This window comes from Rhodococcus sp. EPR-134 (assembly GCF_001647205.1).
GTDB lineage: Bacteria > Actinomycetota > Actinomycetes > Mycobacteriales > Mycobacteriaceae > Rhodococcus_F > Rhodococcus_F qingshengii.
Genome location: NZ_LVCT01000289.1, coordinates 1 through 7,999, shown reverse-complemented (window position 1 = coordinate 7,999; position 7,999 = coordinate 1). Strand labels below are relative to the sequence as shown.

The window sequence follows — 7,999 nt, the reverse complement described above, 5'->3', positions numbered from 1 at the left end:
CGATCGGTGACTTCCTCGGCACCGGCGTCGAGCACAGCCATCAGGACGTCGTCCTCCGACTGGCCGTTCTTCTCGAGCGTGACGACACCCTTGCGAGCAAACAGGTAGGAGACGGAACCCGGGTCAGCGAGGTTGCCACCGTTACGGGTCATCGCGGTGCGAACTTCACCGGCTGCGCGGTTGCGGTTGTCGGTGAGGCACTCGATCAGAACGGCGACGCCGTTGGGTCCGTAGCCCTCGTACATGATGGTCTGCCAGTCTGCGCCGCCCGCTTCTTCACCGGCGCCGCGCTTGCGCGCACGCTCGATGTTGTCATTGGGAACAGACGTCTTCTTCGCCTTCTGGATGGCGTCGTACAAGGTGGGGTTGCCCGTGGGATCGCCACCGCCGGTTCGTGCCGCCACCTCGATGTTCTTGATCAGCTTCGCGAAGGATTTGCCACGACGTGCGTCGATCACAGCCTTCTTGTGCTTGGTGGTGGCCCATTTTGAGTGGCCGCTCATGCGATTCAAGCCCCTTTCCTGCTGCGTTGCGCACGCCGAATGCGCGTCTTTCAGCTCTGCCGATGTTACCCGTCCCACGTCACAACTCGCTGCATCCCCCGACACGAATTAGTCAAACCACGCATTGTTTGCATAGAATGCAAACATGTTGGTCCGAATAGATCACGCCTCCACAACTCCACTCGCGGAGCAGATTGCAGCCGGGGTTCGTGGCTCGGTCATCCGCGGTGAGATCGGACCAGGTGACCGCCTGCCGTCCGCTCGCGCTCTCGCCGAGTCGATCGACGTCAATCTCCACACGGTTCTTCGTGCGTACGCAACACTCCGCGACGAAGGCCTGATCGACCTCCGACGCGGACGTGGCGCCGTCATTCGCGCCGAATTCGACTCGGGAAGAACAGCTCTCAACGAATCTGCGCGCGAGTTCGTACGGCAGGCCCGAAATCTCGGACTCGACACTGCGCACATGCTCGACCTCATCAAGGAGACCAGCACACAATGACGACCAGCAAGATCCGACTCTGGACAGCAGCTTCGCTGACTCTGATCCCGACCCTGATCCTGGTTCTCGCACGCTTCGCGTGGGGTGACCGCCTACCCGAGACCGTCGCGAGCCATTGGTCCGGATCGACCCCGGACGGCTTCAGCACCACGACGACGTTTTTCGCCATCGCGCTGGTGATTTCTCTGGTGGCTGTCGTTTGCGCCTGTGTCGTCGCGGCCCGTTCGAGCGACAACGCGCCCCTGTTTCTGGCCGTCTCCTCGATCTCGAGTGCGACACTGGCGACGATCTGGATTCTGAGCGTCGCCCTGACGATCGACGCCGGGTCGCCGGAAGCCGCGCGTATCGGCTGGTGGATTCTTGCGCCGATCGCGGCGGTACTCGTAGGAGTTCTGGCATACGCGCTGCCTGACCAGCAACGAAGCGGCCCGGAGTCGCCACTGCCGACCCCGACGCTCGACACTCCGCTGACGGCCTCCGAACGTGCAGTGTGGGTCGGGCAGGTCCGCAGCGTCTGGCCGTGGATCGTTACAGCCGGCCTCGTAGTTCTCGTGATCGCGACTGCCGCGTACTCGGATTGGTGGGTTGCCGTGATCCTGGGTGTGTCCACCCTCGCCGTCACAGCATTCGCGTCGGTCACCGTGCGCGTCGACCGTCACGGTGTCGGCATCAGTTCCTGGGGCGTTCGATGGAAGAAGATCCCCATCTCGAAGGTGAAGTCCGCATCGGTCGACGCGATACGTCCAGCCGAATGGGGCGGATGGGGTTACCGAATGACACCGCGCGGAACAGCCGTCACTCTCCGCTCGGGTGAGGCCATCGTGGTCACTCTCGAGAGCGGACGACTGTTCGCCGTAACCGTCGATCACCCGGAAGACGGTGTGAAGCTGATCAATTCGTTGGTTCAGGCTGGTTGATTCACGAACAACGTCAATTCACGAACAACACGGCAGCGGCATTGCCGGCGAGGTAGAAACCGGCAATGCCGAATACCCAACCCATTGCGCTGTCGCCGTAGCGAGACATCAGCGAGTCCACTCGGCGCAGCGGCTTGTCGAGGCGGTTGCCGGCCACGACCCGCCCGCACAACAGAAGCACTGCGGGCATGGCCATGATCAGGCAGTATCCGGCAAGTATCGACGCAGACGCGACTGCGGGCAGCCCAGCAGCGGTGATCATCGCGATCGCCGCCAAGTAGGGCAACATCGTCACCAATTCGGCGGTTCCCGCAGCAATCGCGAGAAGTACAACACTTCTCGCGGAACTGGCCGAGCCGAGCACCCGCTCTCGCCAAACATGGGTTCGATCGGCCTGACCGGATGTGCGCCTCTTCTCGGAATCGAATCGAAAGCTCCACGCGAACAACGCGATACCGAGAATCAACTGCGCACCGCGGGCGGCGGGGGTTTCGAGCAGCGGGGCGACGACAGGCATGCCTGCCCGTGCCGTCGTCCAGACTGCCACCCCGACAACAAAATAGAACGTCGTGATGACCACCAGATACGTCAGCAGCCTGCGAACCTGCGGTCGTCCCGGCATCAACAACATCCAGACCGGGACGACCAATGTTCCGATGCTCGTACTGTCCAGCAGGGCGAGCCCGCCCAGCGTGGTGAGCAGGACGAGTTCCACGTCAGTCGTTTCGGCGCTCGGGTATCGCTGTCTCCCTCGTTCGGACTGCATTCACGATGTCGAAGGCACCGATGATCGCGAGGATCACGCCGAGTGGTCCGCCGCGAAACCAGAAGAACTCGGCGTCACGCGCGAACAGCCACAGACAGCCGCCACCGACGACCAAGAGAATGCCGATCATCAACTCGAAGCGAATTTTCATACGTCGAGCCTGTCTTCTCTCTCGAATCCGCACATCAGCCATCGGAACAACGCCGACCTCATCATTTGGTATGACAAGTCAGGCGCCCCGATGTGCTCTGATAAGTCTGTGGTGACCAGAAGTCGGAGTGTCGGCAAGTGGAACGATCCGCTCATCGCCTTCGGCCTGTTCGCGATCGGGGTACTCCTCTACCTGGTCGGCCTGTACCAAATGTGGACCGATGTCGGAGGTGTCGCCGACGTTCCCGCCGGGGTTCGGATCGGGATGCTGGCTCTGCTGTGTGCGATCGACTCGTTCCGGCGGGTGCGTCCGGCAACAGCTTTGGCGGCGGGGGCCGTCATCGTCGCGGTCGACGCTGCCCTGGGACCCACTCTGCCGATGTGGCTGGTCCTCTCGGATCTCACCTACGCCGCAGTTCTGTACGGGACGGCGCGGCTGGGCCGAGTGGTGTGTTCTCTGACCGCGGTGACGGTTGCCGCGCTCACCGCACTCGTCTACCTGTCCACCCAGGACGTCCGCGCTGCGGCTGGGGCAGGCGTGGTGACCGCTCTGTTCTTCGGTACACCGGTGTGGTGGGCACTGGTCATCCGTCGACAAGTCGAACTGACCGAGGCCGAACGCGAGCGTTCCAGAGTCCACGAAGCACTCGCCACTCTGGACCGCGAGGCCGCAGTCGCTCACGAACGAGCAACCATGGCGCGCGATCTGCACGACGTCATCGCAAGCCACCTCTCCGCCATCGCAATCCATTCCGAGGCGGCACTGTCCACCTCAGCTCTCTCCGGTGAACGGGGCCAACCAGACGACGGATTGAGGGAGATGATCGGAGCGATCAGATCGAGCAGTCTCGCGGGCCTTTCCGAGATGCGGTCGATGATCGAACTGCTCCACGCCGGGGACGACGAGACCCCGGACCCGCGTTCCTCTCCCCCGCGGCTGACCGAGTTGCCCGTCGTCCTGGACGCAGTTCGGGCAGCCGGCGCCGCCGTGCACGTTGCGATCGACATCGATACTGCCGACCTGCCGAGCGTGGTCGATCACACGGCGTACCGGATCACCCAGGAGGCGTTGACCAATGCGCTCAAGCATGCGCCTGGTGCACCGATCTCGATGTCGATCTCTCTCCAGCACAATGCATTACAGATCGAGATCCGAAACCCCATCGGTCGCGACACATCCAGTTTTCGGGCGGGAACGCACGGACTTGCAAACATGCGTCACCGCGCCGAACTGCTGGGCGGTTCACTCGACGCACTTCCGGTCGACGGAGAATGGACGGTATGCGCACAGATACCGGTCCCCGCGCCGAACGGAACGGATCGGTGATCACCGTCGCCCTGGTCGACGACCACGCCGCGATCCGGTCGGGACTCGCGATGATCCTGCGGCAGCACGACGACATCGATGTCGTCGCAGAAGCCGGTGACGGAGCGTCGGCGATCACCGTCACCCGCACACATCAACCCGACGTCGTACTCATGGACGTCCGGATGCCAGGCACCGACGGCATCGAGGCGACGCGTCAGATCATCGGGACGACCCGCAGCCGGGTTCTGGTGTTGACCACCTTTGACCTCGACGAATACGTCTTCGCGGCCCTGCGCGCCGGTGCGTCGGGATTCCTGCTCAAGACTGCGACAGCGGACGAACTGACCCGCGCTATCCGCAATGTCGCAGCCGGAGATGCAGTGCTCGCTCCTCGTGCGGCGCGTGCACTGATCGGCGAGTTCGTGCAGCGCGCACCCAAACCCACCGAACCGCTGGGATTGAGCGAGCTCACCGACCGTGAACGCGAGGTCCTCGCGCTGTTGGGGACGGGCATGTCCAACGCCGAACTGTCGCGTGAACTCGGAGTCGGTGCTCCGACGGTGAAGTCGCACGTGTCGCGAGTTCTGTCGAAGTTGCACCTCACCTCACGCGTCCAGGCGGCGATCCTTGCCCGCGAACTGGAGCTGTAGGTTCGGCCGAGGCTGACTACTCCAGTTATCCGCGAACCAGATCGACGAACATCTCGTGCACTCGACGGTCCCCGGTAACCTCGGGATGGAAAGAAGTGGCGATCACCGAGCCCTGCCGAACCGCGACGATCCGGCCCGCGGCCTCCCCCGCGGCGGCGGGAACCTGCGCAAGGACCTCAACGCCCGGCCCAACTCGCTCCACCCACGGCGCGCGGATGAAGACAGCGCGAATGGGATCACCGATGATGCCCTCGAACTCCAGGTCGGACTCGAAAGAATCGACCTGCCGACCGAAAGCGTTGCGGCGCACCGTCATGTCGATGGCGCCGAGATGCTCGGCGTCCGGCCGGGTGTCTAGTACCTCGCTGGCGAGCAGAATCATGCCCGCACACGATCCGTAAGCCGGCAGCCCGCCGCGGAGTCGCTCACGAAGCGGTTCCAGCAGCTCGAATACCTGCAGAAGCCGGCTCATCGTGGTGGATTCGCCACCGGGGATCACGATGCCGTCGACCTTGTCGAGTTCCTCCGGGCGCCGGATACCCACCGCATCCGCTCCCGAATCATCGAGTGCGGCAAGGTGTTCGCGAACATCACCTTGGAGGGCGAGTACACCGATCAACGGACGCGTCATCACACAGTTCCTGTCTTGTTCTCACGGCTGTTCTTGCTCTCATGGCTGTCGGGTTCGCGTTCGAGACGCGTCAAACCCTCCTGAACCACCGCTGCCACCATGTTGCCATCGCGATCGTAGATACGCCCCTGAGTGAGCGCGCGACCAAAACCTGCCGACGGCGACGTCTGGTCGTAGAGCAACCACTCGTCGGCCCGGAACGGACGCAGGAACCACATCGCGTGATCGAGCGAAGCAGTCTGCGTCTTCACGCCGCGGTGCGGGACTTTGGAAGTTCCGAGCAGGGTCATGTCACTGAGGTACGCGAGGGTGCAGATGTGCAGCAGCGGACGATCCGGCAGAGCCTCGCGGTAGCGCATCCACACGCGTTGTTGCGCGGCGAGATCCGGCGCTGACGCGCTCTGCTCAGCGGGCACAATTCTGATGTCCCAGTTCTTCCACTCCTGATAGAACTGCGATTCAGCCAACTTCGGAACGGTCTGCGCGTCCGGCAAGTCCTCCGGCGCCGGAACGGAGGGCATCCGGTCCTGGTGCTCGATACCTTCGTCGTCGACGTGGAACGAGGCCGACATCGTGAAGATCGTCTTGCCGTCCTGAACTGCATTCACCCGGCGGGTGCAGAACGAGCGCCCGTCGCGGATGCGGTCCACCAGGTAGACCGTCGGAATCTTCGGATTGCCCGGGCGCAGGAAATATCCGTGCAACGAGTGCACGTGGTAGCTCTCGTCAACGGTGCTCACGGCAGAAACCAACGACTGCCCGGCAACCTGCCCGCCGAACGTCCGTTGAAGTGCGGTGGGATGGACCGCACCACGGAAGATGTCCTTCTCCAGGTGTTCGAGCGCGAGGATCTCCTCGATACCAACCATGAGTCCTCCGAAAACATAGACCGCCGCACTGGGCGCGATGACGGTTCACAATATCGCCTCGGCGAGCGGGCACGGCACCATGGTGGGCGTGAGTACATTCATCCCGTCCAGTCCCCTCGCCTTGGCCGAGCAGATTGCAACGCTGAGCGGATCGTTTCCGTCGGTGGCGGTAGTAGCGATCGACGGACCTGATTGTGCACAGCCGTCTCGGCTCGCGGAACTGGTCGGCACCGCCGTCGAGTCGCGCAACAGGCCGAGTGCTGTTGTGTCACTGCACGACTACGTACGGCCGGCTTCGCTGCGATACGAGTTCGGCCACGAGGATGCGCTGAGTTACCGCACTATCTGGTTCGACTATCCGGCACTCGATCGTGAAGTGATCACCGCAGCCCGCACAAAACGGGCGTTCTTGCCGAAACTCTGGGACGAACCCACCGATCGATCGGCTCGGTCGACCCGTATCCCCGTCCATGAGCGCGCGGTCATCGTGATCGCCGGTCCGATGTTGCTCGGGCGCGGGCTGGAGTTCGACGTCAGCGTCCGCCTGGACATGAGCGAACCTGCCATGCGGCGGCACACACCGGAGGCAGATCTGTGGACCGTCGAGGCACTCCTCGAACACCGATCAGAAGTGTCCGAGGAGGTCGATTTCGAGGTCAGATACGACCATCCGGCCCGGCCTGCGGTGCGGTCTCGCCAGTGAAGGTCTCACTGCGATTGATCTCACGTCGGACGACCTCACTTCGGGCGATACAGCCTGGTCAGACCCTCCTGGACGACTGCAGCAACCATATTTCCTCGGCTGTCGAAGATTCGTCCCTGCGTCAGTGCGCGACCGAAGCCCGCTGACGGCGACGTCTGGTCGTACAACAGCCACTCGTCGGCGCGGAACGGCCGCAGGAACCACATGGCGTGATCGAGCGAAGCGCTTTGCATGGCGACGTCCATGTGGGGGCCGCGGGAAGATCCGAGCAGCGTCATGTCGCTCATGTAGGCAAGCGTGCACACGTGAAATACCGGGTCGTCCGGGAGTGCCTCGCGGGAACGGAACCACACTTGCTGCTGCGCGGCAGCGCCCGGACGTTTGTCGATGTCGGCCTTCGGCACCATTCGAAGGTCCCAATCGGACCACTCACGCGCCAGCCACGCAGTCTCGGGATCCTCCGAATCCTGGGCGATGGCCAAGGTCTCGGGGTCAGGAACGGGTGGCATCTCGTCCTGGTGCTCGATGCCTTCGTCTTGGACGTGGAAGGACGCCGACATCGTGAAAATGGCTTGCCCGTCTTGAATTCCGGTGACCAAGCGGGTCGCGAACGATCGACCGTCCCGAACACGATCAACCAGAAAAACCGTCGGCTCCATCGGATTTCCCGGACGCAGGAAATATCCGTGCAACGAATGAACCGAGTAGGCCGGATCGACCGTGCGTACCGCCGACACCAATGCCTGTCCGGCGACCTGGCCGCCGAAAGTGCGGGTCAGGGTGGTCTCCGCGATGATTCCTCGAAAGATGTCCCGCTCGAGGCGTTCCAACTCCAGAATTTCTTCGATCCTCGCCATCGATGCTCCACATCTTCCCGTGTACCGACGTCTACCGACCTTCACACAATGCCTGACGCACCCCCGGCCACCAAAGTGGGCATACAAAATCATGGAGTTGCATGCCGCCCTACTCAGAATGGGGGTGGATCGCCTCCGCCGT

At 63.0% G+C, this 7,999-nt stretch carries 11 protein-coding genes; 5 read left to right on the top strand and 6 right to left on the bottom strand.

Annotation, left to right across the window (positions count from 1 at the left end; all coding sequences use genetic code 11):
- The coding region (locus tag A2J01_RS13280) for a YebC/PmpR family DNA-binding transcriptional regulator (protein ID WP_064112871.1) at positions 1–503 on the bottom strand (503 nt) is incomplete at its 3' end.
- A 145-nt stretch (positions 504–648) separates the two neighbouring features.
- Here A2J01_RS13280 and A2J01_RS13275 point away from each other — a divergent pair.
- Both A2J01_RS13275 and A2J01_RS13270 read left to right on the top strand, forming a co-directional pair.
- Positions 649–1,005 (top strand): GntR family transcriptional regulator, encoded by a 357-nt coding sequence (locus A2J01_RS13275; protein WP_003943322.1) that lies wholly within the window; start codon positions 649–651, stop codon positions 1,003–1,005.
- Positions 1,002–1,922, top strand: a complete 921-nt coding sequence (locus A2J01_RS13270) for a hypothetical protein (RefSeq protein WP_064112870.1) — start codon at positions 1,002–1,004, stop codon at positions 1,920–1,922. The genes A2J01_RS13275 and A2J01_RS13270 overlap by 4 nt, the downstream gene beginning before the upstream one ends.
- A 13-nt stretch (positions 1,923–1,935) precedes the next feature.
- Here A2J01_RS13270 and A2J01_RS13265 read toward each other — a convergent pair whose 3' ends face one another.
- On the bottom strand, positions 1,936–2,637 hold the full coding sequence (locus A2J01_RS13265; protein WP_064112869.1) for a GAP family protein: 702 nt from the start codon (positions 2,635–2,637) through the stop codon (positions 1,936–1,938).
- 1 nt (position 2,638) lies between these two features.
- A complete protein-coding gene (locus A2J01_RS13260; protein WP_003943331.1) occupies positions 2,639–2,839 on the bottom strand; it encodes a hypothetical protein in 201 nt (66 codons plus the stop codon).
- 111 nt (positions 2,840–2,950) lie between these two features.
- Between A2J01_RS13260 and A2J01_RS13255 the strand changes: the two genes are divergently transcribed.
- Positions 2,951–4,165, top strand: a complete 1,215-nt coding sequence (locus tag A2J01_RS13255) for a sensor histidine kinase (protein WP_230359835.1) — start codon at positions 2,951–2,953, stop codon at positions 4,163–4,165.
- Positions 4,120–4,797, top strand: a complete 678-nt coding sequence (locus A2J01_RS13250; RefSeq protein ID WP_058227942.1) for a response regulator — start codon at positions 4,120–4,122, stop codon at positions 4,795–4,797. Before A2J01_RS13255 ends, A2J01_RS13250 begins: the two co-directional genes overlap by 46 nt.
- A gap of 25 nt (positions 4,798–4,822) precedes the next feature.
- Here the strand turns inward: A2J01_RS13250 and pdxT are convergent, their stop codons facing one another.
- Both pdxT and tesB read right to left on the bottom strand, forming a co-directional pair.
- Positions 4,823–5,428 (bottom strand): pyridoxal 5'-phosphate synthase glutaminase subunit PdxT, encoded by a 606-nt coding sequence (pdxT, locus tag A2J01_RS13245; RefSeq protein WP_007732937.1) that lies wholly within the window; start codon positions 5,426–5,428, stop codon positions 4,823–4,825.
- Entirely contained in the window at positions 5,428–6,297 is an 870-nt protein-coding gene (gene tesB, locus A2J01_RS13240) for an acyl-CoA thioesterase II (RefSeq protein WP_007732935.1), read from the bottom strand. Before tesB ends, pdxT begins: the two co-directional genes overlap by 1 nt.
- Before the next feature lie 37 nt (positions 6,298–6,334).
- Between tesB and A2J01_RS13235 the strand changes: the two genes are divergently transcribed.
- Positions 6,335–7,000 carry a hypothetical protein gene (locus A2J01_RS13235; RefSeq protein WP_007732932.1) on the top strand — a complete coding sequence of 222 codons (666 nt, stop codon included), beginning with the start codon at positions 6,335–6,337 and terminating at the stop codon, positions 6,998–7,000.
- Positions 7,001–7,035: 35 nt separating this feature from the next.
- On the opposite strand, the gene A2J01_RS13230 is transcribed toward A2J01_RS13235, so the two are convergent.
- Positions 7,036–7,857, bottom strand: coding sequence for an acyl-CoA thioesterase (locus tag A2J01_RS13230; RefSeq protein ID WP_003943337.1), 822 nt, complete (start codon positions 7,855–7,857; stop codon positions 7,036–7,038).
- Between the last annotated feature and the right edge of the window lie 142 nt (positions 7,858–7,999).